The organism is Piscinibacter gummiphilus, assembly GCF_032681285.1.
GTDB classification, from domain to species: Bacteria; Pseudomonadota; Gammaproteobacteria; order Burkholderiales; family Burkholderiaceae_C; genus Rhizobacter; species Rhizobacter gummiphilus_A.
Genome location: NZ_CP136336.1, coordinates 2,100,758 through 2,125,964, shown reverse-complemented (window position 1 = coordinate 2,125,964; position 25,207 = coordinate 2,100,758). Strand labels below are relative to the sequence as shown.

The following is a 25,207-nucleotide window of genomic DNA, read 5'->3' as shown; positions in this document are numbered from 1 at the left end:
CGATTCTAGGAATCGGCCGGGATAATCGTGCGATGGGGAGATTCGATGCAGTCGTGATCGGTGGGGGCGCAGCAGGCCTGTTCTGCGCCGGCATGGCGGGCCAGCTCGGCGCCAAGGTGCTGCTGATCGACCACAGCGAGAAGGTGGCCGAGAAGATCCGCATCTCGGGCGGAGGCCGCTGCAATTTCACTAACCGCGATGCAGGCCCGGCCAACTTCCTCTCGGCCAACCCGCACTTCTGCCGCTCGGCACTCGCCCGCTACACGCCGCAGGACTTCATCGCACTCGTGCAGCGCCACCGCATTCCCTGGCACGAGAAGCACAAGGGGCAGCTCTTCTGCGATGAATCGTCGGAAGACATCATCGGCATGCTCCTGCGCGAGTGCGAGCAGGGCCGGGTCACACGCTGGCAGGGCTGCGCGGTGCAGGCCGTGCGGTCGACCGCCGCCGGCTTCGAACTCGACACCGCGGAAGGCCCCGTGCGCGCCAGCAAGGTTGTCGTGGCCACCGGCGGGCTTTCCATTCCCAAGATCGGCGCCAGCGACTTCGGCTATCGGCTCGCAAAGCAGTTTGGCCACCGCATCGTCGAAACACGGCCGGCACTCGTCCCGCTGACCTTTGACGCGGCCACCTGGGCGCCCTTTTCCGCGCTGTCGGGGCTGTCGCTGCCGGTCGAGATCCGTACCGGCCCTGCCAAGGGCAGCATGGCCTTTCTCGAAGACCTGCTCTTCACCCACCGCGGCTTGAGCGGGCCGGCCGTGTTGCAGATCTCGAGCTATTGGCAGCCCGGCACGCCGCTGCGCCTCGACCTTGCACCCCAGCTCAACCTTGCCACCCACCTCGTCCAGGCCAAGTCGGGCTCGAAGCGCAAGCTGCAGACCGAACTCGCCGCCCTCCTTCCCCAGCGCCTGGCCGAAGGCTGGCTCGCACGCCACCCGACGCTCACCGACCGCCCGCTCGCCGACCTGCGCGACCGCGACCTGCAGACCCTTGCCCAGAGCCTGCAGGCGTGGGAGATCACGCCCTCCGGCACCGAGGGCTACCGCAAGGCCGAAGTCACGGTCGGCGGGGTCGACACCCGGGAACTGAGTTCCCAGACGATGGAAAGCCGCCTTGCGCCGGGCCTCTTCTTCATCGGCGAGGTGGTCGACGTGACCGGCTGGCTCGGGGGTTACAACTTCCAGTGGGCCTGGGCCAGCGCCGCGGCCTGTGCCCAAGCCCTCGCAGATCCCTCTCAGAGCAGCCACTAACCTGCGCTTGCAAGCCGGAATTCCCTGGCTATAATCGCCGTCTTTGCTGGCAAAACCCGCGTGTCGATTCGCCCAGCACACCAGGCTGGATTCCGGAACCTCCTACCTGGCACCCCGAGCGAACACCGAGCGCACAACTTCTGAATCCATGACTTCTATTCGCGTCAAAGAAAACGAACCGTTCGACGTGGCCCTGCGCCGCTTCAAGCGCACGATTGAAAAGCTGGGCCTGCTGACCGACCTGCGCGCCCGCGAGTTCTACGAAAAGCCCACCGCCGAGCGCAAGCGCAAGAAGGCGGCCGCCGTGAAGCGTCACTTCAAGCGCATCCGCAGCATGCAGCTGCCCAAGCGCCTGTACTGATCCACACGGATCCGCGGCAAAGCCCCCGAAGCCCGCTAACAGCGGGCTTTGTCATTTCTCGGCGGGCTTTGTTGTTTCTACCCCCGGAGAAGCTGCGATGAGCCTGAAAGACCAGATCACCGAAGACATGAAGACCGCAATGCGGGCCAAGGAAGCCGATCGCCTGCTGACCATCCGCGGGCTGATGGCGGCCATGAAGCAGAAGGAAGTCGACGAGCGCGTGACGCTCGACGATGCGGCCATCATCGGCATCGTCGACAAGCTCATCAAGCAGCGCAAGGACTCCATCAGCCAGTTTGCCGCCGCCGGACGCACCGATCTGGTCGACAAGGAAACGGCTGAGCTGAAGGTGCTCGAGGCCTACCTGCCGCAACGCATGAGCGCCGACGAGATCGCCACCGAAGTGGCCAAGATCGTAGCGAGCCTCGGCGCCAGCGGCCCGGGCGACATGGGCAAGGTGATGGGCGCCGTGAAGGCGCAACTCGCCGGCAAGGCCGACATGGGCCTGGTCTCCGCCGCCGTCAAACAAGCGCTTGCACGCTGAGGTCTCCGCCATGACGACTCCCCATGTGATGCCCGTGGCGCCCGATGTGTGCGTCGCCCCCCAGCTCGACCCGTCGGCGATGGCCTGGGCAGCGCAGAACGGCTTCAAGAGCGTGGTCAACAACCGCCCCGATTTCGAAGGCGGCCCCGACCAGCCCACCAATGCCGCCATCGAAGCCGCGGCCCGCGCGGCCGGCCTCGAATACGCCTTCCTGCCGGTGAACGGCGGCTACCAGTCGCCGGAAGAGATCGAACGCTTCGCCGAGCTACTTCGCACGATGCCGCGGCCCCTGCTCGCGTTCTGCCGTTCGGGCGCCCGCTCGGGCAAGCTCTACCAGGCCGCAAGCGCACTCTGACCCCGTGGCGCCCGCCATGCGCCTGAAGCTCAAGGTTTTCCTGCTGGCGGTGATCCCGCTGCTGGCGTCGGCCGCGCTCATCGCGTGGGCCGTCGGCCAGCAGGAGAAGAGCCTCTCTCAGCGCGAGCGTGCGCTGGTCGAGTCGGCCTACATGGCCAACAAGGAAGCCGAGCTTCGCCACTACGTGGACCTGGCGCAGAGCGTCATCGCACCGCTGTACCAGTCGGGCCGCGATGACGAGGCCACCAAGGCCGAGGCCATGCGCCTTCTGGCCGCCCTCGACTACGGCGCCGACGGCTACTTCTTCCTCTACGACATGAGCGGGCGCAACCTCATGCACCCGCGCCAGCCCGAACTCATGGGCCGCAACCTCTGGGAGATGCGCGACGCCCAGGGCCAGCCCATCATCCAGCAGCTCATCGGCAAGGCCCGCGAGGGCGGCGGCTACGTGCAATACGTCTGGCAGAAACCATCGACCCAGCAGATCACCCCGAAGCTCGGCTACGTGGTCTCGCTGCCGCGCTGGAACTGGATGCTCGGCACCGGCCTGTACCTCGACGACATCCACGCCACGCTTGCCGAGCTCGACCAGCAGGTCAGCGACAACGTGCGCACCACCATGTGGTGGATCGCCGGCATTGCGCTGGCCGGCATCGCAGTGCTCGGCGCCTGCGGCCTCGCCTTCAACCTCAGCGAATCGCGTGAAGCCGACCACAAGCTGCGCCTGCTCGCACGCCAGGTGGTGAAGTCGCAGGAGGACGAACGCGCCCACCTCTCGCGCGAGCTGCACGACGGCACCAGCCAGACGCTCGTCTCGATCAAGCTGCTGCTCGAATCGGCGCAGGCCCAGCTCGACCGCGACGGCAGCGCGCCGCTCGCCAAGGCGCTGGCCCGCCTCAACGACGCGCTGCACGAGGTGCGCAACATCTCGCACCGCCTGCGCCCCGCCGAGCTCGACGTGCTGGGCCTGCCTGCCGCGCTCGAGCAGATGGGGCGCGAGTTCAGCGAGCACAGCGAGATGGCGTTCGACATGCGCGTGGGCGGCGCGGCTTCGCCCTTGCCCGACGCGGTGAGCACCGTGCTCTTCCGCGTCACGCAAGAGGCCCTGACCAACATCGAAAAACATGCCGAAGCCGGCGAGGTGCAGGTGCGCCTCGTCTTCGGCGTCACCGGCGTGCGCCTGCGCATCACCGACGACGGCGTCGGCTTCGACGCACAAGCGGTGGCGCTCGACCCGCGCCGCGGCATCGGCTTGCGCAACATGCGCGAACGGGTGGAATCGATCGGCGGGCGCTTCCAGATGCGCTCGCGACCGGGCCGCACCGAAGTCGTGGTCGATGTGCCGGCGGCCTCGCTCCGGCGCCTTTCCCCTTCAGAGCGCCTGGCCGCATGAACCCCACCCGCATCGCCATCGTCGACGACCACCCCCTGGTGCGAGACGGCTTGAAGCTGCGCCTGTCGGCCCACCCCGCGCTCGCCCTCGTCGGCGAAGCAGGCGATGCCGCCGAGGCCTTCGACATGGTCGAGCGCCAGGCCCCCGAACTCGTGCTGATGGACGTGGGCATGAAAGGCACCAACGGCATCGACCTCACCGCCCAGTTGCTGCGCCAGCACCCGCACCTGCGCGTGCTCATGCTGAGCATGTACGACAACCCTGAATACGTGAACCGGGCGATGAGGGCCGGCGCCCGAGGCTACGTGCTGAAAGACGCCCCGTCGGACGAGATCATCGACGCCATCGCCGCCATCAACGCCGGCCGCACGTATCTCAGCGCCGCCATCTCCGGTCGGATGTCACGTTCGCAGGCCCCGCGCCCGGTGCTGTCGCCGCGCGAGAGCGAGATCCTGGCCGGCCTGGCCCGCGGACATGCCAGCCGCCAGATCGCAGAAGCACTGGGCCTGAGCGTGCGCACCGTCGAGACCCACCGCCAGAACATCAAGCGCAAGCTCGGGCTGGAGGGCCAGGCCGAACTCATCAAATACGCGGTCGAGCACTGCCGCGACCACGCGCCAGGCACGTAAAACCACTTAGCGGAAAGACCCGTGGCGCACCAGGGCCGAATCGGTTCTGATCCAGCCTGCCGCCGGTTCGCCCACGAGGCGCCCCCGCATCCGATCTCTCAAAACCTCCGGAGACTCCCGTGTCCCCCCTACTTTCACTGTCCAGGTGGATCGACCGCTTCAGCGAGTTCATCGGCCGCTGGGTCGCATGGCTCGTGCTGGCCGCGGTGCTGATCAGCGCGGCCAACGCGGTCGTGCGCAAGGCGTTCAACACCAGCTCCAACGCCTTCCTCGAAATCCAGTGGTACCTCTTCGCCGGGGTCTTCCTGCTGGCAGCGGGGTACACGTTGCTGCGCCAGGAGCACGTGAAGATCGACGTGATCGTGGGCCGCTTTTCCAAGCGCGTGCAGATCTGGGTCGACATCGTCGGCCTGGCGTTCTTCTTGCTGCCCTTCGTGGTGGTCGTGTTCAGCATGGTGATGCCGCTGGTGCTGAGCGCCTATCACAGCGGCGAGGTGTCGCCCAATGCCGGCGGGCTGATCCGCTGGCCGGTCTATGCGCTCTTGCCGCTGGGCCTCTTGCTGCTGGGCATCCAGGCGATCTCCGAGCTCATCAAGCGTGTGGCGTTCCTCAAGGGGATGATCCCCGACCCGACGCTCAAGGCCGGCGCCAAGAGCGCCGAGGAAGAACTCGCCGAGTTCCTGCTGCAGAAAGAAGTGGCCGCCCGTGAGCAGGCCCTCGTCAAGGGAGGCGACAAATGATCGAGTTCATCACCGCGAACATGGCTCCGATCATGTTCGCCAGCCTGATCGTCTTCCTGCTGATGGGCTATTCGGTGGCGTTCTCGCTCGCCGCCTGCGGCCTCTTCTTCGGCTTCGTGGCCATTGAGCTGGGCGTGCCCGGCATGGCCTCGCTGATGCAGGCGCTGCCCTTGCGCATCTTCGGGATCATGCAGAACGACACGCTGCTGGCGATCCCGTTCTTCACCTTCATGGGGCTGGTGCTCGAACGGTCGGGCATGGCCGAAGACCTGCTCGATACCGTCGGCCAGCTCTTCGGCCCGATCCGCGGCGGCTTGGCCATCGCGGTGATCCTGGTGGGCGCGATGCTTGCGGCCACCACCGGCGTGGTGGCGGCCTCGGTCATCTCGATGGGCCTGATCTCGCTGCCCATCATGCTGCGCTACGGCTATGACCGGCGCCTGGCCGGTGGCGTGATCGCCGCCTCGGGCACGCTCGCGCAGATCATCCCGCCGTCGCTCGTGCTCATCGTGATGGCCGACCAGCTCGGCAAGAGCGTGGGCGATCTCTACAAGGGCGCCTTCATCCCCGGCTTCGTGCTGACCGCGCTCTACCTGCTCTACGTCGTCGGCGTGGCGATCACGCGTCCGAAATGGGTGCCCGCCCTGCCGCCCGAGGCCCGCACGATCCGCGAGCCCGACGGCTCGCCCGGCCTGCGCTCGCTGCTCGTGCTGACGATCCTGTCGACGGGCTGTGCCATCGCCTTCGCCAAGACGCGCCCGGCCGGCACCCCGACCGACGAGATGATCGTCGTCTCGATGTGCGTGGGCGTGGGCGTGGCCTTCCTGCTCGCCGTCATCAACAAGGTGGCGCGCCTGAAGCTGCTGTCGAACATGGCCGAGCGGGTCACCTTCGTGCTGATCCCGCCGCTCGGGCTGATCTTCCTCGTGCTCGGCACCATCTTCCTCGGCATCGCCACGCCCACCGAAGGCGGCGCGATGGGTGCCACCGGCGCGCTCATCATGGCGCTGGCGCGCAAGCGCATCGACATGAAGCTCCTTCGCCAGGCGATGGACTCGACCATGAAGCTCTCGTGCTTCGTGCTCTTCATCCTGGTGGGCTCCACGGTGTTCAGCCTGTCGTTCCAGGGAGTGGACGGGCCGAAGTGGGTCGAGCACCTGTTGACCAGCCTGCCGGGGGGCCAGCTCGGCTTCCTGATCGTGGTCAACATCCTGATCTTCGTGCTCGCGTTCTTCCTCGACTTCTTCGAGCTGTCGTTCATCGTGGTGCCGCTGCTGGCCCCGGTGGCCGACAAGTTGGGCATCGACCTCGTGTGGTTCGGCGTGCTGCTGGCGGTGAACATGCAGACCTCGTTCATGCACCCACCGTTCGGCTTCGCACTCTTCTACCTGCGCAGCGTGGCACCGCACAACGACTACACCGACAAGGTCACCGGCCAGCCCGTGGCCAAGGTGACCACCGGGCAGATCTACTGGGGCGCAGTGCCGTTCGTGGTGATCCAGATCATCATGGTCGGCCTGATCATCGCGTTCCCGGGGCTCGTCTCCAGCGGCCTCACGAAGGAAGAGACCATCGACGCGGACAAGGCCTTCCAGGAACTGCGCATGCAGGAAGACAAGGAAGCCGGCCTAACCGCCGAGCCGGCCGATCCCGGCGCGTCGGAAGCTCAGCCGGGCGACCCTGCCGCGTCCGAGCCTCAGGCCGACAGCAGCACCGAGGCCGACGACCCGATGAAGGCCATCGAAGACGCGATCAAGGACGACGAAAAGAAGAAGTAGCCGTTGTTCTCACCCCAGCGGAGCGCGAAGCTCCGCTGACCCCGGCCTCACAACAGCTGGAACGCGGCAATCGCCACCAGCGTGGGGCCGGCGGCAGCGACGAAGAGCCACACCGCGCTGATGGCACCGTCGCGGAAGCTGGCGCGCAAGATCGAATAGCCAGCCGGGTTGGGCGCATTGGCGATCACCGTGAGGCCGCCTCCGGTCACGGCACCGGCCACCAGCGAGTACTTGAACTCGTCGCTCAAGCCTTCGACCAGAGAGCCGAGGTAGGTGAGCGCGGCGTTGTCGGTCACCGCCGTGAGAGCGGTGGCGGCGTAGTAGACCTGCTGCGCGCTTAGGCGCGTCAGCAGCTCCTGCAGCCACCACTGCTGCTGCCCGCCCAGCACCACGAGCCCCGCGAGGAAGAAGGCCACCAGCAGCGCTTCGCGCAGGATGAGCGCATCGTGGTGCCGCGGATAGGCCCGCGCGTAGCCGATGAAGAAGAGCAGCAGCCCCATGAAGACGGCCGGGTGGTGGGCGAACATCACCACGCCCAGCAGGAACAGCCCGCTCACGATCATCGCCGTGGGCGGCGGGCCGCTGCGGTCGCGGATGCCCGCCGCTTCCGGCGTGGGGCGCAGCAGGTGGCGCGCGAAGATCAGCGTCACGACCGACGCGTTGATCACCACCGCCAGCGCCGCCTTCCAGCCGAAGTGGCTCAGCATGAACGTGGAATCCCAGCCCCACTTCGCAGCCACCATCAGCACCGGCGGGGCTGCAAACGAGGTGAGCGTGCCGCCGATCGACACGTTGACGAAGAGCACGCCGAGCGTCGCGTACTTCACGCGCTCGGGCAACTCGACGTTGAACACCCGGTCGCGCAGGGTCAGCGCGGCGAGCGTCATGGCCGCCGGCTCGGTGAGCGCCGAGCCCATCAGCGGCAGCACCGACAGCGCGAGGAAGTACACCGCCATCGACTGCGGCAGCGGCGTCACCCGCGCCAGCGCGTTCACCAGCACCTCGGCGAGCTTCAGGATGGGCTTGCTGCCCGCCACGACCATGATGGCGAAGACGAAGAGCGGCTCGGTGAAGTTGCGGCCGTCGATGTAGGCCACCGCACCGTCACGCCCGAGCGCCACGAAGAGGAAGAGCGCCAGCACCAGCGCCCAGAAGCCGAACACGACCTCCACTTCGGACAGCAGGTGGAACACGCCTTCGTGCCGCGGATAACGGTGCGCCAGGTGCGCGAACACGCTGGTCGAGAAGGTGTGCACCAGGGCCACGGCAAAGAGCGCAGCGGCAACGAGTTGGACGGTGGTGGGCGTCATGGCATCGGGTGGCGTGAACGTGTGAAAGGGGTGGCCCAAGAAAAAAGCCCCGCCGTGGCGGGGCTTGCACGAGTGTCGCGCAACCTCAGAGCTTGGCGCTCTGCATGTAGCTGTCGAAGCGGGCCTCGGTGAAGCGGAACCACAGGTTCGCTTCCTTGCGGTAGTTGGAGTAGTCGGTGTAGATCTTCTTCCAACTCGGGTTCTTGGCGGAGATCTCGCTGTAGAGGTCCATCGAGGCCTTGAAGGCCGCGTCCATCACCGGCTTCGGGAAGGCGACGAGCTTGGTCTTGTTGGCCACGAGCTGGCGCAGGGCCACCGGGTTCTTCACGTCGTACTTGGCCTGCATCTCGGTGTGCGCAAACGCAGCGGCAGCTTCGACGATGGCCTTGTATTCGGCGGAGAGGCCGTCGTAGGCCTTCTGGTTGACCAGCAGGTCGAGCTGCGGGCCACCTTCCCACCAGCCAGGGTAGTGATAGAACTGCGCGACCTTGTTGAAGCCGAGCTTCTGGTCGTCATACGGGCCCACCCACTCGGCCGCGTCGATGGTGCCCTTCTCCAGCGCCTGGTAGATCTCGCCACCGGGGATGTTCTGCGGCACCGAGCCGAGGCGCTCGCAGACCTTGCCGGCGAAGCCGCCGACGCGGAACTTCAAGCCCTTCATGTCGGCGACGGTCTTGATTTCCTTGCGGAACCAGCCGCCCATCTGCGCCCCGGTGTTGCCCATCGGGAAGTTGATCATGCTGTACTTGGCGTAGAACTCGCGCATCAGCTTCAAGCCGTTGCCTTCGTACATCCACGCCGTCATCTGACGGGAATTGAGGCCGAAGGGAATCGCGCAGCCGAGGGCGAAGGTCTCGTCCTTGCCGAAGTAGTAGTAGGGCGCGGTGTGGCCCATCTCGACGGTGCCGTTCTGCACGCCATCGATCAGCGCCGGCGAAGGCATCAGCTCGCCAGCGGCGTGCACCGAGATCTCGAACTTGCCGCCCGTCATCTCGCGCACCTTCTTCGCGAAGGTTTCAGCGGCACCGAAGATGGTGTCCAGCGACTTGGGGAAGCTCGAGGTCAGGCGCCAACGCAGGCTGGCCTGTGCATGAACGATGGCCGGGGCTGCACCCGCTGCCAACACGCCGGCCAGTCCCGCGCCGTGAACGAACGAACGACGTTGCATGAAGAGTCTCCTAGTAGGCCCTCCCAGGGCCGGTGGCGGCAAATTCTAGGAGCGGCCCCCAGGCCCCCGACCCGGATTTACCCGTGAGCAAAACCGCGTAGCGCAGAGCCTGCGCCACGTCAGCAAAGCGTCAGGAACCGGCCACCTTCATGCGGTCGATCAGCACCGAGCCGATGGTCTTGGTGCCCATCGTGTAGGTGTCGGCGCCCACGGCCACGATGCCCTTGAGCATGTCGCGCAGGTTGCCCGCGATGGTGATCTCGTGCACCGGGTAGGCGATGCGGCCCTTCTCCACCCAGAAGCCCGCGGCACCGCGCGAGTAGTCGCCGGTGACGTAGTTCACGCCCTGGCCCATGAGCTCGATCACGAAGAGGCCGCGGTCAAGCTTCTTCAGCATTGCATCGAGGTCGTCGCCGGCCTGCGTGAGGCGGCTCGTGAAGGTGAGGTTCTGCGAGCCACCGGCGTGGCCCGTGGTGCGCATGCCGAGCTTGCGAGCCGAGTAGCTGGAGAGGAAGTAGCCCTGCACCACGCCGGCTGTCACCACGTCGCGCACGCGAGTGACCACGCCTTCGTCGTCGAAGGGCGCGCTGCCCTTGGCGCCGCGAATGTGCGGGTCCTCGTGGATGTCGATGTGGTCGGCCAGCACCTGCTCGCCCAGGCTGTCGAGCAGGAACGAGGACTTGCGGTACAGCGCCCCACCGCTCGTGGCCTGCACATAGGCGCCGAGCAGGCCCGCGGCGAGCGTCGACTCGAAGAGCACCGGCACTTCGCAGGTCTTGATCTTGCGGCCGTTGAGTCGCGAGAGCGCGCGCTCGGAGGCATAGCGCCCCACCGCCTCGGGTGCGGCCAGCTCGGTGGGCGAGCGCATCGAGCTGTACCAGGCGTCGCGCTGCATGTCTTCGCCGTTCGGGCCGGGCACCGAGGCGATCGGGGCCACCGAGAGCGAATGCCGCGAGCTGGCGTAGCCGCCACGAAATCCGTGCGTGTTGCCGGCGAAGAAGTGCGACTGCTGGGCCGAGACGCCGGCCCCTTCGGAGTTGGTGATGCGCTTGTCGACACCGAGGGCCGCTGCCTCGCAGCGAAGTGCGAGTTCGGCCGCGGCCTCGGCGTTGATGTCCCAGGGGTGGAAGAGGTCGAGGTCGAGCTTCGCGGCCTCGCCGAGCGCGAGGTCGGCTTCGTCGGGCAGGCCGGCGGCGGGGTCTTCGGCGGTGAACTTGGCGATGTCGTAGGCGGCGCGCACCGTCTGCTCGAGCGCGGTGCGCGAGAAGTCGGAAGTGCTCGCGTTGCCGCGGCGCTGGCCCACGTAAACCGTGACACCCATCGACTTGTCGCGGTTGCGTTCGACGTTCTCGATCTCGCCCTTGCGCACCGAGACCGACAGGCCCGCGCCTTCGGACACCTCGACGCCGGCATTGCTCGCGCCGAGCGATTTGGCGATGGCCAGCGCATCGTCCACGAGCTGGCGGAAGTCGTCCTGCGAATACGAAAACCCGTGGTGTCTGGTCAGCGAGGAGCTCATGCGCAGCGGCGTTTGGTGACGGGATGCACGGTGACGTGCACAGCAAAGGGCCCACACGAGGCGCCCTGCAAAAAGGCCGCGGCTATCATACCCACGACCTATGGTTCAGCCCCACATGCGCTCCCCCTCCGCCGACGACGGACATGCCGACGACAACGGCGCCCCCGAGTTCGATCGCCCCAGCAAGACCCAGCTCAAGAAGGAGATGCACGAGCTGCAGGACCTGGGCGAGGCGCTCGTCGGCCTGCCCGATGACCGCGTCGTCGACCTGCCCATTTCCGAGTCGCTGCGCGATGCGGTGGCCGAGTACAAGCGCACCAAGTCCTTTGAAGGCAAGCGCCGCCAGATGCAGTACATCGGCAAGCTGATGCGCAAGAACGACGTGGAGCCGATCCGCGAAGCGGTGGCCGCCATGAAGCTCGGCCGCGCGAAGGATGCGCTGGCCCTGCACGAAGCCGAACGCTGGCGCGTCGAGCTGCTCGCAAGCGACGACGCCCTCACCCGCTGGATGGTCGAGCATGCCGGCAGCGACCTCCAGCAGCTGCGCAGCCTCATCCGCGCGGCCCGCAAGGACGCCGCCGCCACGCCCGAGCAGCGCAACGGCCGCGCGTACCGCGAGCTCTTCCAGTTCATCAAGGAACATTCCGTCGGCCATGACTGAGGCAGCGCCGTTCGACAGAGTGCGCATCGGCGTGGTGTCGATCAGCGACCGCGCTTCCACCGGCGTCTATGAAGACAAGGGCATCCCGGCGCTCAAGGACTGGCTGACCCGCGCGCTGCGCAACCCGGTCGAATGGGAAACCCGCCTCATCCCCGATGAGCAGGCCACCATCAGCGCCACGCTCATCGACCTCGTCGACAGTGCAAAGTGCGACCTCGTGCTCACCACCGGCGGCACCGGCCCCTCGCCGCGCGACGTGACGCCCGAAGCCACCCTCGCCGTCGCCCACAAGGAGATGCCCGGCTTCGGCGAGCAGATGCGCCAGATCAGCCTGCGCTTCGTGCCGACCGCCATCCTGTCGCGCCAGGTGGCCGTGATCCGCGGCCAGTCGCTCATCATCAACCTGCCCGGCCAGCCCAAATCGATCGCCGAGACACTGGAAGGACTGCCGCTTGCTCAGCCTCCAGTGCACGGCATCTTCGCCGCAGTGCCGTATTGCATCGACCTCATCGGCGGCCCCTACCTCGAGACAGACGACGCCGTCTGCAAAGCCTTCAGACCCAAATCTGCGCAGCGGCCTCCGCCGCGTGGCTGAGGGAACCAGAGCCTGCACACAGGCCACCCCAGAGACGACAGACCAACAGGAGACAGCATGAGCGCACAGCCCGCCCGCGACAGCAGCGGCGAACGGCACATGGTCGCCATGTATTCCGTGCTCAGCGCCACCAACGAGGCGCTGCTGTACGCCAAGACACCGACCGAGCTCTTCCAGCGCGTGTGCGATGCCGCGGTCGACGGGCATCAGTTCCTCACCGCAGCGGTCACCACGCCCGATGCCGACACCGCCTGGCTGCGCGTCGAAGCGGCGTCGGGTATCGCCGCCTCGCAGCTGCGCGAGTCACGCATCTCGGTCGACGAGACCACGGCCGAGGGCCGCGGGCTGGTCGGCGAAGCCTACCGGGGCATCAAGCCCGCCATCAGCAACCAGTTCATGCAGGACCCGCGCACCGCGCCCTGGCACGCCCAGGCCGGCCGGGCGGGCGTGGCGTCGGGGGCGGCCATCCCCATCGTGCGCGGCGGCAAGGCCTATGGCGTGATGCTCTTCTATGCGCGCGAGATCGATGCCTTCGGCGACAGCATCGTGGCGCTGCTCGAACGCATGGCGCGCAACATCGTCTTCGCCCTCGACAACTTCGAGCGCGAAGCCGAACGCCAGCATGCCGAAGCGGCACTGCGCCGCAGCGAAGACAAGTTCCGCAACATCCTCGAAAGCCTCGACGACGCCTACTACGAGGTCGACCTGAAGGGCCACCCGATCTACCTCAACAGCGCCTATGCCCGCATGCTGGGCTACGACCACCATCACGTGGCCGAGCGCGACTACCGCAGCCGGCAGACGCCCGAGATGACGCAGGTGGTGTTCAAGGCCTTCAACGAGGTCTTCCGCACCGGCCAGTCGAAACGCTCGCAGCTGTGGGAGTACATCCACCGAGACGGGAGCACGATCCAGGTCGAGGGCTCGGTGCTGCTGGTCAAAGACGAAGACGGCAAGCCGGTGGGCTTCCGCGGCATCCTGCGCGACGTGACCGAACGCCGCCGCATGGACCAGGCCCTGCGAGAGAGCGAGGCACGCTTCCGCGCAATGACGAACCTGTCCTCCGACTGGTACTGGGAGACCGACCCCGAGACCCGCTTCACCCGGCTCGAAAGCCGCGAGACCGGGCTGCGCGAGAGCCGCAACCCCTTGATCGGCCGAGCCATCTGGGAAAGCACCATGCAGGCCCACCTGCCCGGCGGGTGGGACGACTTCCGCGCGCTGCTGGCCGACCGCCAGTCGTTCCGCGACATCGTCATGCAGCGCATGGCGCCGAACAAGTCGCCCTACTACATCAGCATGAGCGGCGAGCCGATGTTCGACAGCTCGGGCGCCTACATCGGCTACCGCGGCATCTCGCGCGAGATCACCGAGCAGAAGGTGGCCGAAGAGCACATCCACCACATGGCGCGCCACGACAGCCTGACCGGGCTGCCCAACCGCCTGCTCTTCAGCAGCCTGCTCAACGCCGCCCTGAAGACGGCCGCACGCTACAAGCGCACCTTCGCGGTCATGTTCATCGACCTCGACCGCTTCAAGTTCATCAACGACACGCTGGGCCACGAGGCCGGCGACACGCTGCTCAAGGAGATCACCGCCCGCTTCAAGCAGGCCGTGCGCGCGAGCGACGTGTTGGCGCGCCTGGGCGGCGACGAATTCGTGGTGCTGGTGCAGGAGGTGCCCGACCGCGAGCACGCCGCCGCCGTGGCGCGCAAGCTGCTCTCGGCCGCCATCAAGCCGATCGAGCTGATGGGCCAGGAATGCCGCGTCACAGCGAGCATCGGCATCTCGCTCTTCCCCGGCGACGGCCAGGACGAGCAGGCGCTGATGAAGAACGCCGACAGCGCGATGTACCACGCCAAGGAAGAAGGCAAGAACAACTTCCAGTTCTATTCGAGCGAGATCAGCTCGCAGACGCTGGAGCGCCTGACCCTCGAATCGAACCTGCGCCGCGCGCTCGAGCGCCAGGAGTTCTCGCTCGCGTACCAGGCCAAGGTCGACCTCAAGAGCGGGCGCATCACCGGCGTGGAAGCACTCCTGCGCTGGCACAACGCCGAGCTGGGCGCAGTGTCGCCGGCCACCTTCATCCCGGTGGCAGAAGAGACCGGCCTCATCGTGCACATCGGCCGCTGGGTCATGAAGACCGCCTGCCTGCAGAACGTGGCCTGGCAGAAGCAAGGGCTACCGCCGATCAACATGGCGGTGAACCTCTCGGTGCGCCAGTTCGCCGACGAGCACCTGCTGGCCGACGTGACCGCCATCCTGGCGGAGACGGGCATGAACCCGGCACTGCTGGAGCTCGAGATCACCGAGGGCATGATCGTCCACAACGTCGACCGTGCCATCAAGCTGCTCACCGCCATCAAGCAGCTCGGCGTGCGCCTGGCCATCGACGACTTCGGCACCGGCTACTCGTCGCTCGGCCAGCTGAAGAACTTCCCGATCGACACGCTGAAGGTCGACCGCTCGTTCATCCGCGACCTCGCCACCGATTCGGAAGACAAGGCCATCACCAGCGCCATCATCGCGATGGGCAAGACGCTCAGCCTCACCGTTGTGGCCGAAGGGGTCGAGACCGCCGAACAGCAGACCTTCCTGCGCGAACAGGCCTGCGACGAGATGCAGGGCTACTACTTCAGCAAGCCGGTGGCGCCCGACGAGTTCGCGGCGCTTCTGGGCAAAGAAAAGGCTACTTGACGAGCTGGCTCAGGCGGTCGGCGTCGAAGTCTTCCTTCGTCGCCGCATCGCTGGGCACGCAGTCGCCCTTCTGCATCGGCGCGATCTTCTCGATGGCCGCCCACAGCAGCGCGATCTGGTGCGCGTTGCCGGCCGCGTTGTCGATCAGACCCTTCATTGCCTGCGACATCGGGTCGTCGCTCTCGGTGATGCCGTAGGCCGAGAAGCCCATGCGGGCGGCGGCCTCCTCGCGCTTGGCGTCGACGTCCTTGTGGATGATGCGCGCCGGGTTGCCCACGGCCGTGGCCCCGGGCGGCACTTCCTTCAGCACGACGGCATTCGAGCCGACACGGGCACCGTCGTGCACGGTGAACCCGCCCAGCACCTGCGAATTGGCACCGACGATCACGCCTTTGCCCAAGGTCGGGTGGCGCTTGGCGCCGCGCGTGAGCGAGGTGCCACCGAGGGTCACGCCCTGGTAGATGGTGCAGTCGTCGCCGATCTCGGCCGTCTCGCCCACCACCACGCCCATGCCGTGGTCGATGAAGACGCGCCGGCCGATCTTCGCGGCGGGGTGGATCTCGATGCCGGTGAACCAGCGCGCGAGCTGCGAGATGAAGCGCCCGCCCCACTTCCAGCCACGCACCCAGCAGGCATTCGCCCAGCGGTGCATCACCAGCGCATGCAGGCCGGGGTAACAGGTGAGCACGGTGAACGCCGAATGCGCGGCCGGGTCGCGCTCCAGGATGCAATGGACGTCTTCTCGTAGGCGCTGGAACATGGCGAGGCAGTTTAGCGACGGACTTCCAAGCCTGCTCGGCCCGGGCTGTCAGGGCTTGCGGGCGCCCTGCATCGCGCGGGCGATGCCGCGCAGGATGTGGATTTCTTCCTCGGTCAGCTCGGCGCGGTTGAAGAGCTGGTTCAGGCGCGGCATCAGCTTCTTGGGTGCGGCCGGGTCGAGAAAGCCCACGTCCGTCAGCGCCCGTTTCCAGTGGTCGAGGAGGCCTTGCACATCGCTCGCAGCGGCCGGCACGGCCGTGGGCGTGCGCGGGGCGACGTCAAAGCCACCGAGCGCCTGCCGCCAGTCGTAGGCGATGAGCTGCACCGCCTGCGCGAGGTTGAGCGAGCCGTAGTCGGGGTGGGTGGGGATGCTCAGGCACGCATGGCAGCGGTACACATCGTCGTTGCCCATGCCATAACGCTCGGAGCCGAAGACGAAGGCCACGCGGTGGTCGGTCTTGGCAAGCTGCGTGAAGAGTTCACGGGGCGCGTGGGTCGGCGGGCCGAAGTCGCGTGGCGTCATGGCCGTGGCGCAGGCATACGTCACGCCGTCGAGGGCCTCGGTCAGCGTGCCCACCACGCGTGCGCGCACCAGGATGTCGGCCGCGCCGCTGGCCATCGCGACCGTCTCTTCCTGCACCAGCACGTCGGCAAATCGCGGCGCCACGAGCACCAGATCGCTGAAGCCCATCACCTTCATCGCCCGTGCCGCCGCGCCCACATTGCCCGGATGGCTGGTGTTGATGAGGACGAAACGTGTGTCGTTCATGGGCTCGCGCTTAAAATTCGATTATCCGTGCCGCTCTCTTCACGAGATTCGCAGGCACCCCGCTCTTTCCTCACCGCCATCCGCCTCTTTCCTTTTCCTTTGCAGGACGCCCCATGTCGCAAGCGCTTCACCCCATGCTCAACGTCGCCATCAAGGCGGCCCGTACCGCGGGGACCATCATCAACCGTGCTTCGCTCGACCTGGACATCCTCAAGGTGACCACCAAGTCGGCCAACGACTTCGTGACCGAGGTGGACCATCGCTGCGAGGAAGCGATCATCGAGACCCTGCTCGGCGCCTACCCCGGCCACGGCATCCTGGCGGAGGAGTCGGGCCGCACCCATGGCGCGAAGAACAGCGAATACGTCTGGATCATCGACCCGCTTGACGGCACCACCAACTTCATCCACGGCCTGCCGTTCTACGCCGTCTCGATCGCGCTGGCCTTCCGCGACCAGATCCAGCAGGCCGTGGTCTACGACCCGACGCGCAACGACCTCTTCTACGCCTCCAAGGGCCGCGGCGCGTTCATGAACGACAAGCGCCTGCGGGTCTCCAAGCGCACGCGCCTGAGCGACTCGCTCGTCGGCACCGGCTTCCCGTTCCGCAAGGGCGACAACTTCCAGCGCTACCTGAAGATGTTTGCCGAGGTGATGACCTCATGCGCCGGCGTGCGCCGCCCGGGCGCTGCCGCGCTCGACCTCTGCTACGTGGCCGCCGGCCACTACGACGCCTTCTTCGAGACCGGCCTGAACCCCTGGGACATCGCTGCCGCCTCGCTCATCATCACCGAGGCAGGCGGCCTGATCGGCAACTTCACGGGCGAGGCCGACTTCATGTACCAGCGCGAGGTGGTGGCCGGCAACCCGAAGATCTATGCGCAGATGGTGAACATCCTCGCGCCCTTCACCCGCATCATCAAGGACGCGCCGGCCGCCGGCACCCCGGGCGAAGCCGCCCCGACGGCGGAAGACGTCTTCATCGCCAGCGCCACGGCCGCTGCCGCTCCTGCCGAAGCGCCGAAGAAGAAGGTGGCCGTGCGCATCCGCAAGGCCGATCTCGACAAGTCCTAAGCGTTCAACTCGCGCCAGCGCGCCGCCGCCTGGCCGCGCGTGTCGACGCCCAGCTTGCCGAGGATGTTGGCCACGTGCCGCTTCACGGTGTGCGGGCTGAGGTCGAAGGCACGGGCGATGAGCTTGTTGCTGTCGCCGGCGGCGATGCGCGCGAGCACCTCGGTCTCGCGCTCGCTCAGGCCCGACGCGCCCGCGGGTCGCGCACTCGGCGTGGCCACCACCGGGGCCTGCAGGCCCAGCACCGACGACAGGTGCACCAGCAAGGCCTGGTCGGCCGCTGGCAGGCGCGAGCCCCACGGTGCCGATTGCAGCCGCGCCAGCACCTGCGGGCCGGCAAACAGGGCCCCGCCGATCTCGCGCCGGTCGCGCACTTCGTCGAACCAGTCTTGCAGCGTGATGGCCGCGAGGTCGAGGCGACCTTGCTGTACATGGATGTCGGCCAGCATCACCCGGGCCTGCGTGGCCGGGTAGAAGAGCGAACGGTTCACGTCGTCGGCCAGCGGCTGCAGCAGCGGACGAGCCTCGTCGAGCCGGCCGTCGGCCAGCGCGACCAGCGCCCGGCCGAACGAGCGGTTGGCCGGCGCCCCCGGCCATTCGTAGGCGTTGCCGGCGCGCTGCAATTCGGCATCCACACGGCGCAGCGCCTCGTCGTCGCGCAGGATCCAGCACGCGCGCAGGTGCACGAAGAGCACCTCCGACTCATGCACCTGCCGGTGGCTCAAGGGGCTGTGCAGGCGCAGGTCGTCGACCATCTCGCGCCCCACCGCGTGGCAGGCCTCGCGCTCGCCGCGCAGCGCGAGCCACAGCGTGCGCGCCAGGCGCAGCTCGGTCGCGAGGATGCGCGGCATGCCGAGCCAGTGGCAGTCTTCCTCGCAGCGCTGCAGCCACTGCCCCGCCTCGTCGAGCTGGGCCGCCCCGAGCGCCAGCCAGGCGCGGATGTTGGCCACGCCCGCACGCAGCTGCGTGGGCGCATCGCCGCACACACGCACCGCGCTGTGGGCAAAGCGGTCGAGCAGCGGCTGCATGCCCGGCAGGCCGACGAAGACGCAGTGCGCCGGGAACTGCATCCACAGCATCGGCACCGGCACACGCTCCAGCGAGGCCAGCATCTCGGCGAACATGGGGGCGACCTTCTCGGTGCGCGCGGCCACGAATTCATCCCATGCACTGCTGTAGTAGACGAAGGCGCGCGCCGCATCGTCGAGCGGCATCGCGCGCAGCGCCGTGAGTTCGCGGGTCGATTCGGCCAGGCGGCCGGCGTGCCACAGGCCTGAGCAGACGTTGGCCCGCGTGAGCACGGCGTCGCGCTGGCGGCCCATGCGGGCGAAGCCCTCTGCGGCCTGCTGCATGGCGACGAGCAGCGTCGACCAGTCGAAGTGCGGCCAGGCGGCCAGGCCCTTCACCAGCTGCAGGTCGGGCCGGCGCGCGAGTTCGTCTTCCGGGAAGAGCGTCAGCAGCTGTTCCAGCGTCGCACCGGCGCCGATGCCCAGCTGCTCCTGCGCGCGCCGGGCGAGCACGGCCGTGGCCTCGTCCCACGCCCCGGCGCGGGCCAGGTAGCCCACGGCGCGCGACAGGTCGGGCTCGTGCTCGGCCGCGCGGCGCAGAAGGCGCGGCAGTTCGTCGGGGAAGTCGCGCTGCAGCCGGTCTTCCAGGAAATCGCGGAAAAGGTCGTGCAGGCGCAGCGTGAACTCATCGGCCTCCATCACGCTGGCGAAGAGGCCGCGGCGCTCGATGTCTTCGAGCAGCCGTGCCGCATGCGGCGTCTCGGCCACATGGCCGCAGCGCACCACCGTCAGCTCGGGCAGCACCGAGCAGCGCAGCAGGAACTCGCGCAGCTCGGCGGGCAGCTCGTCGAGCACCTCGGTTGCCAAGTAGTCGAACAGATGGCGCTGCGTGGGCACGCTCGCGCGCGCCGCGCCCGGCCGCGTGGCCAGGCTCAGGCGAAGTCCAGCGGCCCAGCCATCGGTGCGCTCCAGCAGCTCACGCGGGCTGGTGCACGCGCTGCCGGCGTTGAGGTCGAGCAAGGCGCTCACCTCCGCTTCGTTGAAGCGCAGGTCGAACTGGCGGAACTCGGCCAACTCGCCCTGGGCCCGCAGGCGCGCGAGCGAAAGCACCGGCTCCACCCGGCTCGCCACGACCAGGCCCCAGCGCGGCGGCAGCCGCTCGATCAGCGCCTGCAGCAGCTCGAAGATGCGTGGGTCGTTCAGCCGATGGGCGTCGTCGAGCACGATGAGCCCTCGCCACACCTCGGTGCCGGCGAGGGCGTTGGCGAGCTCGGTGGCCACGTCACGCAAGCCGTGTTCGGCCTGCGCCAGCAAGGCCAGCGCTTCGGGCGACACACGCCATGGCAGGTCATAAGGCTCCAGCGCGGTGGCCAGACAGGCGAGGAAACGCGGCAGCTGGTCGTCTTCGTCGACCGACACCCAGGCCAGCGCCAGCCCCTCGTGGCCCTCGGGCAGCAGGCGGATCTGGCGCCCGAGCGCCGATGTCTTGCCGTAGCCGGCCGGCGCCACCAGCAGCGTGAGCCGCTGCTCCATCAAAGCCCGGCCGAGCGCCTCTTCCAGCTGCGGGCGGGCCACGAGCCCCGCCCGAGGCCGCGGCGGCTGGATCTTGGCAAGGGCGAACGACGGCGCCGGAACGGCGGCGGGGGCAGGCATGCGCGCAATTCTGCCCAAAGCGCCGCGCGCGGCCAGTGACCAATGGCTCTTCTGGGCGATGCCGTGGCCGGGTCCGCTGCGCAGACTGCCGGGCATGCATGTCTTCCACCACCAACACCTGATGCGCCTCGCCCACGACCGCGAGGGCGAGCAGCACTTCTGCGCCATTGGCCCGCCCTGCGGCGTGCACGACTTCCAGGTCTGGGTGCACACCCTGCCGCCCGGCGCCCACACGCCGCTCCAGCGCCACAGCGGCAGCTTCGCCTGCCTCGCGTTCTCGGGCTCGGGCAAGTTGCTGCTCGACGGCGGGCCGGTGCGCTTCCAGGCACCGTGCACCCTGGTCGTGCCCCCCGGCTGTGACTTCCAGATCACCAACAACAGCGCGCTGCCGCTGAGGGTGCTGAGCGTCTTCACGGCCGAGCCCGTGGCCCGCTGAGCCCCTCCACCCCCTCATCCGGGGTGGCCCGCCGCGGGCCATGCGATGGCTCCTTCAGGCGATGCCCGGCCCGCCCCGCCCCGGAACACTGACAACCATGCCGCCAACCCCGCGGCACCCCTTCAACCCATCAGGAGAGACCCATGACGACCGCAATCCACGCCGACGCCGCCCCGCAAGACACCACCCCCGCCCCGGCGCAGCGATTCGACATCTACCAGCCCATCCACAAGGCGCTGCGCAACTTCATGGGCGACACCCTCTCCCGCCTCGGCCGCGTCGACGTGACCGATGCCGAAGACCTCGCCGGCGCGCTGAGCCAGGTCGAGTCGCTGCTCGACTTCTGCGCCAAGCACGTGCGCCACGAGAACGACTTCATCCACACCGCCATCCGGGCCCGCCAGCCGGCCGGGGCCAGCCGCACCAGCGAAGACCACGTGGAGCATCTGGAGAGCATCGACGCGCTGCACAAGGAGACCCGCGCCGTCTACGACGCCGACGACGCCCAGCGCCATGTGCTCGCACTGCGCCTGTACCGCCACCTCGCGCTCTTCATCGCCGAGAACCTGCAGCACATGCACATCGAGGAGACGGCCAACACTGCCGCGCTGTGGGAGCACTACACCGACGAGGAGCTGATGGACCTGGAGGCCCGCCTGGTCGCCACGATCAGCCCCGCCGACACCATGCTCACGATGCGCTGGATGGTGCCGGGCATCACCCCGCAGCAGCGCACCGCCCTGCTCGGCGGCATGAAGGCCGGGGCGCCGGCCGAAGTGTTCCAGGCGGTGCTGAACGCGGTGCGCCCGCATCTGTCCGCACACGACTGGTCGAAGCTCACGCGCGACCTCGGCTGACCCGCTCCCCAGGAGACACAACATGAACAAATGGGTGAAACGCGGCGGCCTCGCCGTGCTGGGCCTCGTCGCCCTCGGCGCCTCGACGCTCGTGGTCGGCACGCAGCTCGGCCAGCGCAAGATGAACCGCATCGTGTCGGTCGACGTGGCAGCCATCACGCTGCCGACCGATACCGCGAGCATCGAACGTGGCCGCTACCTCTACCTGTCGCGCGGCTGCACCGAGTGCCACGGGGTCGACGGCGCCGGGAAAGACGTCGTCAACGACGGCAAGGGCATGCACGTTCGCGCCCCCAACATCACGCCAGGGCCGGGCAGTGTGGTCGCCAAGTACGACGTGACCGACTGGGTGCGCACCCTGCGCCACGGTGTGAAGCCCGATGGCCGCCCGGCCATCGTGATGCCGAGCGAAGACTACGCCCGCCTCACCGACGCCGACCTCGGTGCGATGGTGGCCTACCTGCGCCAGATGCCGCCGGCCACGGGCACGGCCGCAGTGCTGGAGCTGCCGCCGCTCGTGAAGACGCTCTACGCCGCCGGCGTGGTGCACGACGCGGCCGAGGTCATCGACCACACCCTGCCGCCCTCGGCTCCGGTGCCCGTGGCGGCCAGCGCCGAGCACGGCGCCTACGTCATCAACTCGTGCATCGGCTGCCACGGCAACAAGCTCTCGGGCGGCAAGATCCCCGGCGCCCCGCCCGAGTGGCCTGCCGCGGCCAACCTCACGCCGGGCGACGGCAGCGCGATGAAGCACTATCCAACGCCCGAGGCCTTTGCCACGATGCTGAAGACCGGCAAGCGGCCCGACGGCTCCGAGGTGAGCAAGGTGATGCCCTTCATCGCGCTGAAGGAGATGAACGACACCGACGTGCAGGCGATGTACCTGCACCTGAAGACGCTGCCGCCGGTGGCGGCGGGCAACCGCTGAAGAGACTCAGACCCCCAGGCGCGCCACCACCTCGTCGGCAATCGCCAGGCACGAGGTGAGCCCCGGCGACTCGATGCCGAAGAGGTTCACCAGGCCCTTCACGCCGTGCTCGGCCGGGCCGTCGATGCGCCAGTCGGGCGCGGGCTCGTCGGGCCGGTGGATCTTGGGGCGGATGCCGCTGTAGGCCGGCTGCAGGGCGCCATCCGGCAGGCCCGGCCAGTAGCGGCGCACGTCGGCATAGAAGCCGGCGGCGCGGGCCGGGTCGACGGTGTAGTCGAGCGGGTGCTGCGCCACCCCGTCGGGCAGCCACTCCACATCGGGGCCGAAGCGCGCCTGGCCTCCGAGGTCGAGCGTGAGGTGCACGCCGAGCCAGGCGTCCTGCGGCAGCGGGTACACGAGGCGCGAAAACGGCGCACGGCCGGCGAGAGAGAAATAGCAACCCCGGCTGAAGTGGGCGGACGGCACGTGCGCCCTGTCGAGACCTTCGGTCGCGGCAGCCAGCTTCGGCGCCCAGAGGCCCGCGGCGTTGACCACGTGGCGTGCGGCCAGCTCCATGGGCTCGTCGCCGCCCACGTGCAGCACATGGTGGCCTTCGAGGCACCGGATGTACTCGACCGGCGACGACAGCGCCACGTCTCCGCCCGCCGATTGCAGGTCGCCCTGCAGCGCGAGCATCAGGCCGTGGCTGTCGACGATGCCGGTCGAGGGCGACAGGATCGCGCCTTCGCACTGCAGCTGCGGCTCCATCGCCAGGGCTTCGTCGCGCGTCAGGCGCTTCAAATCGTGCACACCATTGGCCGCGGCCTTCTTCATCAACCCGTCGAGCCCCGCGACCTGCGTCTCGTCGGTCGCCACCACCAGCTTGCCGCAGCGCTGGTGCGCCACGCCATGCGACTCGCAGAACGCATAGAGCATCTGCCGCCCCTGCACGCACAGCCGCGCCTTCAGTGAGCCGGCGGGGTAGTAGAGCCCGGCGTGGATGACCTCGCTGTTGCGAGAGCTGACGCCGGTGCCGATGGCGGTTTCGGCTTCCAGCACGATGGTGTCGAGGCCACGTTGCGCGAGTGCGCGCCCGACCGCCAGGCCGACCACGCCTGCGCCCACCACCACTGCATCGACCTGTTCCATCTGAGCGCCCGCCCTTCGCCACATGAGCCCGGGCGATCCCCGGCCGGCCTATTCTGCGTGAGCGGCCGACGGCATCGATGTCGCCGTGGGTACAGCGGTGGCCGCATGCCAGGCCGCGATGAACTCGCGCGCACGGCGGCCCAGTTCGTTGAGCGCCATCCCCGGCTGGAACAGTTGGCCGCCGATGCCGAAGCCCGTCGCCCCGGCCTTGACCCAACCGGCGATGCTCTCGGGCGTCACGCCGCCCACCGGCAGCAGCGGCGTGCCTTCCGGCAGCACCGACTTGAAGGCCTTGAGCCCGGCCTGCCCCACCATCTCGGCCGGAAAGACCTTGAGCGCATGGGCACGCCAGCGCAGCGCGTTGAAGGCCTCGGTCGGCGTGGCCACGCCAGGCACCACGGCCATGCCACGCTCCGCGGCGCGGCGCATCACGTCGGCATCGCAGTTCGGCGCGACCATCAGCCGGCCACCGGCCGCATGCACCTCGTCGACTTCGCGTGTCGACAGGATGGTGCCGCCGCCCACCAGCGCATCGGCCGGCGCCGCGGCGGCGATGGTCTCGATGCAATACAGGGCGCCACGCCGGTTGAGCGGCACTTCGACGATGCGAAAGCCGGCCTCGAAGAGCACCAGCGCCGCCGCGCGCGCGTGCTCGGGCGCGAGGCCGCGCAGGATGGCCACCAGCGGCGGCCGGAAGGTTTGCAGCTCCGTCACTTTTCCATGCCCTCCTGCAGAGTCGCCAGGGCGGCGAGGTACACCGCCCGCGGTTCGAGCACCACGGGCGTGCTGCCGTGGTGGCGCGCGGCTTCGCCGTAGGCCGACGCCAGCGCCCCGGCCGCCACCACCGTCACCGTGCGTGGCGACGGGCGGGTGTCGCCCCACTCGGCGCCGATCAAGAGGCCCGAAAGATACGAACGTGCGTACTCGGTGGGCATGCGGCCGGTCACCACCTTGGCGCGGCAGCCGAAGATCGCGTGCGACAGCGCACCGCGGCCGGCGGCAAGCAAGCCGGCCTCGAAGGCGGCCGGCACATCGTCGGGCCCGATGAGGCCGGCGAGCGTGCCCTGCTGGCCCAGCAGCGCGAAGAGTTCGCCCGTCATGTAGGTGCGCCAGCCCTGCATCGCGCCATGCTCGAGGCGCACCCACTTGCTGTGCGTGCCCGGAAGCACCACCCAGCCGTCCGACTGGCCGAGCACCAGCGCGCCGAGCAGTTGCGTCTCCTCGCCGCGCATCACGTCGACCTCGCCGTTCGGCCCGATCCAGCGGTAACCGGGCACGAGGGCGATCCGCCGGCCCTGCGGCGCATGCTTCAGCGGCACGAGATGGCGGGAGAGCGCGGTGAGCGGTGTCGAGGCTTCGAGGTACGGTGCCTCCTGCCAGCCAGAGGCAGCACCGACCATGCCCGACATCACCACCGGCCACTCGCGCGGCCAGCCTTGCACGATGGCGTCGAAGGCCTCGGCGAAGCGCCCGCGTGCGGCGAGCAGGCCCTGGTCGTCGGCGCGCTCTTCGACCAGCGCCCCACCCTCGCCCAGCAGGTAAGCCCTGCGGTGAGTGGTGCCCCAGTCGATGCCGATCACGCCGTTCTTCATGTCACACC

General features: G+C 68.3%; 24 protein-coding genes. 15 read left to right on the top strand and 9 right to left on the bottom strand.

Annotated elements, in window-relative coordinates:
- The first annotated feature begins 32 nt into the window (after nucleotides 1-32).
- The 8 genes from RXV79_RS09980 to RXV79_RS09945 all read left to right on the top strand — a co-directional run bounded on the left by RXV79_RS09980 (nucleotide 33) and on the right by RXV79_RS09945 (nucleotide 7,050).
- Nucleotides 33-1,250, top strand: coding sequence for a BaiN/RdsA family NAD(P)/FAD-dependent oxidoreductase (locus RXV79_RS09980; protein WP_316703279.1), 1,218 nt, complete (start codon nucleotides 33-35; stop codon nucleotides 1,248-1,250).
- Between the two features lie 148 nt (nucleotides 1,251-1,398).
- The gene (rpsU, locus tag RXV79_RS09975) at nucleotides 1,399-1,611 is read left to right on the top strand and encodes a 30S ribosomal protein S21 (RefSeq protein ID WP_047503026.1); all 213 of its coding nucleotides are present in this window, start codon (nucleotides 1,399-1,401) and stop codon (nucleotides 1,609-1,611) included.
- Nucleotides 1,612-1,708: 97 nt separating this feature from the next.
- Nucleotides 1,709-2,155 (top strand): GatB/YqeY domain-containing protein, encoded by a 447-nt coding sequence (locus RXV79_RS09970; protein ID WP_316703277.1) that lies wholly within the window; start codon nucleotides 1,709-1,711, stop codon nucleotides 2,153-2,155.
- 10 nt (nucleotides 2,156-2,165) lie between these two features.
- Nucleotides 2,166-2,510: a protein tyrosine phosphatase family protein gene (locus tag RXV79_RS09965; RefSeq protein WP_316703276.1), complete on the top strand. Its 345-nt coding sequence runs from the start codon at nucleotides 2,166-2,168 to the stop codon at nucleotides 2,508-2,510.
- A gap of 16 nt (nucleotides 2,511-2,526) precedes the next feature.
- Nucleotides 2,527-3,903, top strand: a complete 1,377-nt coding sequence (locus tag RXV79_RS09960; protein ID WP_316703275.1) for a cache domain-containing protein — start codon at nucleotides 2,527-2,529, stop codon at nucleotides 3,901-3,903.
- On the top strand, nucleotides 3,900-4,532 hold the full coding sequence (locus RXV79_RS09955) for a response regulator (protein ID WP_316703274.1): 633 nt from the start codon (nucleotides 3,900-3,902) through the stop codon (nucleotides 4,530-4,532). Before RXV79_RS09960 ends, RXV79_RS09955 begins: the two co-directional genes overlap by 4 nt.
- Before the next feature lie 119 nt (nucleotides 4,533-4,651).
- Nucleotides 4,652-5,272, top strand: coding sequence for a TRAP transporter small permease subunit (locus RXV79_RS09950; protein ID WP_316703273.1), 621 nt, complete (start codon nucleotides 4,652-4,654; stop codon nucleotides 5,270-5,272).
- Complete coding sequence (locus RXV79_RS09945) at nucleotides 5,269-7,050, top strand: TRAP transporter large permease (RefSeq protein ID WP_316703272.1); 1,782 nt, start codon at nucleotides 5,269-5,271, stop codon at nucleotides 7,048-7,050. The genes RXV79_RS09950 and RXV79_RS09945 overlap by 4 nt, the downstream gene beginning before the upstream one ends.
- 47 nt (nucleotides 7,051-7,097) lie before the next feature.
- Here RXV79_RS09945 and RXV79_RS09940 read toward each other — a convergent pair whose 3' ends face one another.
- The 3 genes from RXV79_RS09940 to pmbA all read right to left on the bottom strand — a co-directional run bounded on the left by RXV79_RS09940 (nucleotide 7,098) and on the right by pmbA (nucleotide 11,047).
- Nucleotides 7,098-8,360 (bottom strand): putative Na+/H+ antiporter, encoded by a 1,263-nt coding sequence (locus tag RXV79_RS09940; protein ID WP_316703271.1) that lies wholly within the window; start codon nucleotides 8,358-8,360, stop codon nucleotides 7,098-7,100.
- A gap of 85 nt (nucleotides 8,361-8,445) precedes the next feature.
- Nucleotides 8,446-9,528, bottom strand: a complete 1,083-nt coding sequence (locus RXV79_RS09935) for a TRAP transporter substrate-binding protein (RefSeq protein WP_316703270.1) — start codon at nucleotides 9,526-9,528, stop codon at nucleotides 8,446-8,448.
- Between the two features lie 130 nt (nucleotides 9,529-9,658).
- Nucleotides 9,659-11,047 (bottom strand): metalloprotease PmbA, encoded by a 1,389-nt coding sequence (gene pmbA / locus RXV79_RS09930; RefSeq protein ID WP_316703269.1) that lies wholly within the window; start codon nucleotides 11,045-11,047, stop codon nucleotides 9,659-9,661.
- Nucleotides 11,048-11,162: 115 nt separating this feature from the next.
- Here pmbA and yjgA point away from each other — a divergent pair, with 115 nt between their 5' ends.
- From yjgA to RXV79_RS09915, 3 genes are read left to right on the top strand one after another with little or no spacing between them, the layout of a single operon-like run.
- Entirely contained in the window at nucleotides 11,163-11,708 is a 546-nt protein-coding gene (gene yjgA, locus RXV79_RS09925; RefSeq protein WP_316703268.1) for a ribosome biogenesis factor YjgA, read from the top strand.
- Nucleotides 11,701-12,303 (top strand): molybdopterin adenylyltransferase, encoded by a 603-nt coding sequence (mog, locus tag RXV79_RS09920; protein ID WP_316703267.1) that lies wholly within the window; start codon nucleotides 11,701-11,703, stop codon nucleotides 12,301-12,303. The genes yjgA and mog overlap by 8 nt, the downstream gene beginning before the upstream one ends.
- A gap of 57 nt (nucleotides 12,304-12,360) precedes the next feature.
- Nucleotides 12,361-15,000: a bifunctional diguanylate cyclase/phosphodiesterase gene (locus RXV79_RS09915; RefSeq protein WP_316703266.1), complete on the top strand. Its 2,640-nt coding sequence runs from the start codon at nucleotides 12,361-12,363 to the stop codon at nucleotides 14,998-15,000.
- Here RXV79_RS09915 and cysE read toward each other — a convergent pair.
- Nucleotides 14,993-15,760 carry a serine O-acetyltransferase gene (gene cysE / locus RXV79_RS09910; protein WP_316703265.1) on the bottom strand — a complete coding sequence of 256 codons (768 nt, stop codon included), beginning with the start codon at nucleotides 15,758-15,760 and terminating at the stop codon, nucleotides 14,993-14,995. The two genes, RXV79_RS09915 and cysE, sit on opposite strands and share 8 nt — an antisense overlap.
- Before the next feature lie 48 nt (nucleotides 15,761-15,808).
- Entirely contained in the window at nucleotides 15,809-16,528 is a 720-nt protein-coding gene (locus RXV79_RS09905) for an RNA methyltransferase (RefSeq protein ID WP_316703264.1), read from the bottom strand.
- A 113-nt stretch (nucleotides 16,529-16,641) separates the two neighbouring features.
- Here RXV79_RS09905 and RXV79_RS09900 point away from each other — a divergent pair, with 113 nt between their 5' ends.
- Nucleotides 16,642-17,601 (top strand): inositol monophosphatase family protein, encoded by a 960-nt coding sequence (locus tag RXV79_RS09900; RefSeq protein WP_316703263.1) that lies wholly within the window; start codon nucleotides 16,642-16,644, stop codon nucleotides 17,599-17,601.
- On the opposite strand, the gene RXV79_RS09895 is transcribed toward RXV79_RS09900, so the two are convergent.
- Nucleotides 17,598-20,258 (bottom strand): winged helix-turn-helix domain-containing protein, encoded by a 2,661-nt coding sequence (locus tag RXV79_RS09895; protein WP_316703262.1) that lies wholly within the window; start codon nucleotides 20,256-20,258, stop codon nucleotides 17,598-17,600. The genes RXV79_RS09900 and RXV79_RS09895 overlap by 4 nt on opposite strands.
- On the opposite strand from RXV79_RS09895, the gene RXV79_RS09890 reads away from it, so the two are divergent.
- From RXV79_RS09890 to RXV79_RS09880, 3 genes are all read left to right on the top strand, one after another.
- Complete coding sequence (locus RXV79_RS09890) at nucleotides 20,257-20,694, top strand: cupin domain-containing protein (protein WP_316703260.1); 438 nt, start codon at nucleotides 20,257-20,259, stop codon at nucleotides 20,692-20,694. The two genes, RXV79_RS09895 and RXV79_RS09890, sit on opposite strands and share 2 nt — an antisense overlap.
- 143 nt (nucleotides 20,695-20,837) lie before the next feature.
- Nucleotides 20,838-21,551: a hemerythrin domain-containing protein gene (locus RXV79_RS09885; protein WP_316703259.1), complete on the top strand. Its 714-nt coding sequence runs from the start codon at nucleotides 20,838-20,840 to the stop codon at nucleotides 21,549-21,551.
- A 22-nt stretch (nucleotides 21,552-21,573) separates the two neighbouring features.
- The gene (locus RXV79_RS09880) at nucleotides 21,574-22,479 is read left to right on the top strand and encodes a cytochrome c (RefSeq protein WP_316703258.1); all 906 of its coding nucleotides are present in this window, start codon (nucleotides 21,574-21,576) and stop codon (nucleotides 22,477-22,479) included.
- A 6-nt stretch (nucleotides 22,480-22,485) separates the two neighbouring features.
- On the opposite strand, the gene RXV79_RS09875 is transcribed toward RXV79_RS09880, so the two are convergent.
- From RXV79_RS09875 to RXV79_RS09865, 3 genes are read right to left on the bottom strand one after another with little or no spacing between them, the layout of a single operon-like run.
- Nucleotides 22,486-23,607 carry an NAD(P)/FAD-dependent oxidoreductase gene (locus tag RXV79_RS09875; protein ID WP_316703257.1) on the bottom strand — a complete coding sequence of 374 codons (1,122 nt, stop codon included), beginning with the start codon at nucleotides 23,605-23,607 and terminating at the stop codon, nucleotides 22,486-22,488.
- 48 nt (nucleotides 23,608-23,655) lie between these two features.
- Nucleotides 23,656-24,321: a 2-dehydro-3-deoxy-6-phosphogalactonate aldolase gene (locus RXV79_RS09870; protein ID WP_316703256.1), complete on the bottom strand. Its 666-nt coding sequence runs from the start codon at nucleotides 24,319-24,321 to the stop codon at nucleotides 23,656-23,658.
- On the bottom strand, nucleotides 24,318-25,199 hold the full coding sequence (locus tag RXV79_RS09865) for a 2-dehydro-3-deoxygalactonokinase (protein ID WP_316703255.1): 882 nt from the start codon (nucleotides 25,197-25,199) through the stop codon (nucleotides 24,318-24,320). Before RXV79_RS09865 ends, RXV79_RS09870 begins: the two co-directional genes overlap by 4 nt.
- Between the last annotated feature and the right edge of the window lie 8 nt (nucleotides 25,200-25,207).

What these genes read in the sequence shown, in the direction of transcription:
- RXV79_RS09980 (WP_316703279.1), top strand. Translation starts at nt 33, where the DNA reads ATGGGGAGATTCGATGCAGTCGTGATCGGTGGGGGCGCAGCAGGCCTG.
- rpsU (WP_047503026.1), top strand. Translation starts at nt 1,399, where the DNA reads ATGACTTCTATTCGCGTCAAAGAAAACGAACCGTTCGACGTGGCCCTG.
- RXV79_RS09970 (WP_316703277.1), top strand. Translation starts at nt 1,709, where the DNA reads ATGAGCCTGAAAGACCAGATCACCGAAGACATGAAGACCGCAATGCGG.
- RXV79_RS09965 (WP_316703276.1), top strand. Translation starts at nt 2,166, where the DNA reads ATGACGACTCCCCATGTGATGCCCGTGGCGCCCGATGTGTGCGTCGCC.
- RXV79_RS09960 (WP_316703275.1), top strand. Translation starts at nt 2,527, where the DNA reads ATGCGCCTGAAGCTCAAGGTTTTCCTGCTGGCGGTGATCCCGCTGCTG.
- RXV79_RS09955 (WP_316703274.1), top strand. Translation starts at nt 3,900, where the DNA reads ATGAACCCCACCCGCATCGCCATCGTCGACGACCACCCCCTGGTGCGA.
- RXV79_RS09945 (WP_316703272.1), top strand. Translation starts at nt 5,269, where the DNA reads ATGATCGAGTTCATCACCGCGAACATGGCTCCGATCATGTTCGCCAGC.
- RXV79_RS09940 (WP_316703271.1), bottom strand. Translation starts at nt 8,360, where the DNA reads ATGACGCCCACCACCGTCCAACTCGTTGCCGCTGCGCTCTTTGCCGTG.
- RXV79_RS09935 (WP_316703270.1), bottom strand. Translation starts at nt 9,528, where the DNA reads ATGCAACGTCGTTCGTTCGTTCACGGCGCGGGACTGGCCGGCGTGTTG.
- pmbA (WP_316703269.1), bottom strand. Translation starts at nt 11,047, where the DNA reads ATGAGCTCCTCGCTGACCAGACACCACGGGTTTTCGTATTCGCAGGAC.
- yjgA (WP_316703268.1), top strand. Translation starts at nt 11,163, where the DNA reads ATGCGCTCCCCCTCCGCCGACGACGGACATGCCGACGACAACGGCGCC.
- mog (WP_316703267.1), top strand. Translation starts at nt 11,701, where the DNA reads ATGACTGAGGCAGCGCCGTTCGACAGAGTGCGCATCGGCGTGGTGTCG.
- RXV79_RS09915 (WP_316703266.1), top strand. Translation starts at nt 12,361, where the DNA reads ATGAGCGCACAGCCCGCCCGCGACAGCAGCGGCGAACGGCACATGGTC.
- cysE (WP_316703265.1), bottom strand. Translation starts at nt 15,760, where the DNA reads ATGTTCCAGCGCCTACGAGAAGACGTCCATTGCATCCTGGAGCGCGAC.
- RXV79_RS09905 (WP_316703264.1), bottom strand. Translation starts at nt 16,528, where the DNA reads ATGAACGACACACGTTTCGTCCTCATCAACACCAGCCATCCGGGCAAT.
- RXV79_RS09900 (WP_316703263.1), top strand. Translation starts at nt 16,642, where the DNA reads ATGTCGCAAGCGCTTCACCCCATGCTCAACGTCGCCATCAAGGCGGCC.
- RXV79_RS09890 (WP_316703260.1), top strand. Translation starts at nt 20,257, where the DNA reads ATGCGCGCAATTCTGCCCAAAGCGCCGCGCGCGGCCAGTGACCAATGG.
- RXV79_RS09895 (WP_316703262.1), bottom strand. Translation starts at nt 20,258, where the DNA reads ATGCCTGCCCCCGCCGCCGTTCCGGCGCCGTCGTTCGCCCTTGCCAAG.
- RXV79_RS09885 (WP_316703259.1), top strand. Translation starts at nt 20,838, where the DNA reads ATGACGACCGCAATCCACGCCGACGCCGCCCCGCAAGACACCACCCCC.
- RXV79_RS09880 (WP_316703258.1), top strand. Translation starts at nt 21,574, where the DNA reads ATGAACAAATGGGTGAAACGCGGCGGCCTCGCCGTGCTGGGCCTCGTC.
- RXV79_RS09875 (WP_316703257.1), bottom strand. Translation starts at nt 23,607, where the DNA reads ATGGAACAGGTCGATGCAGTGGTGGTGGGCGCAGGCGTGGTCGGCCTG.
- RXV79_RS09865 (WP_316703255.1), bottom strand. Translation starts at nt 25,199, where the DNA reads ATGAAGAACGGCGTGATCGGCATCGACTGGGGCACCACTCACCGCAGG.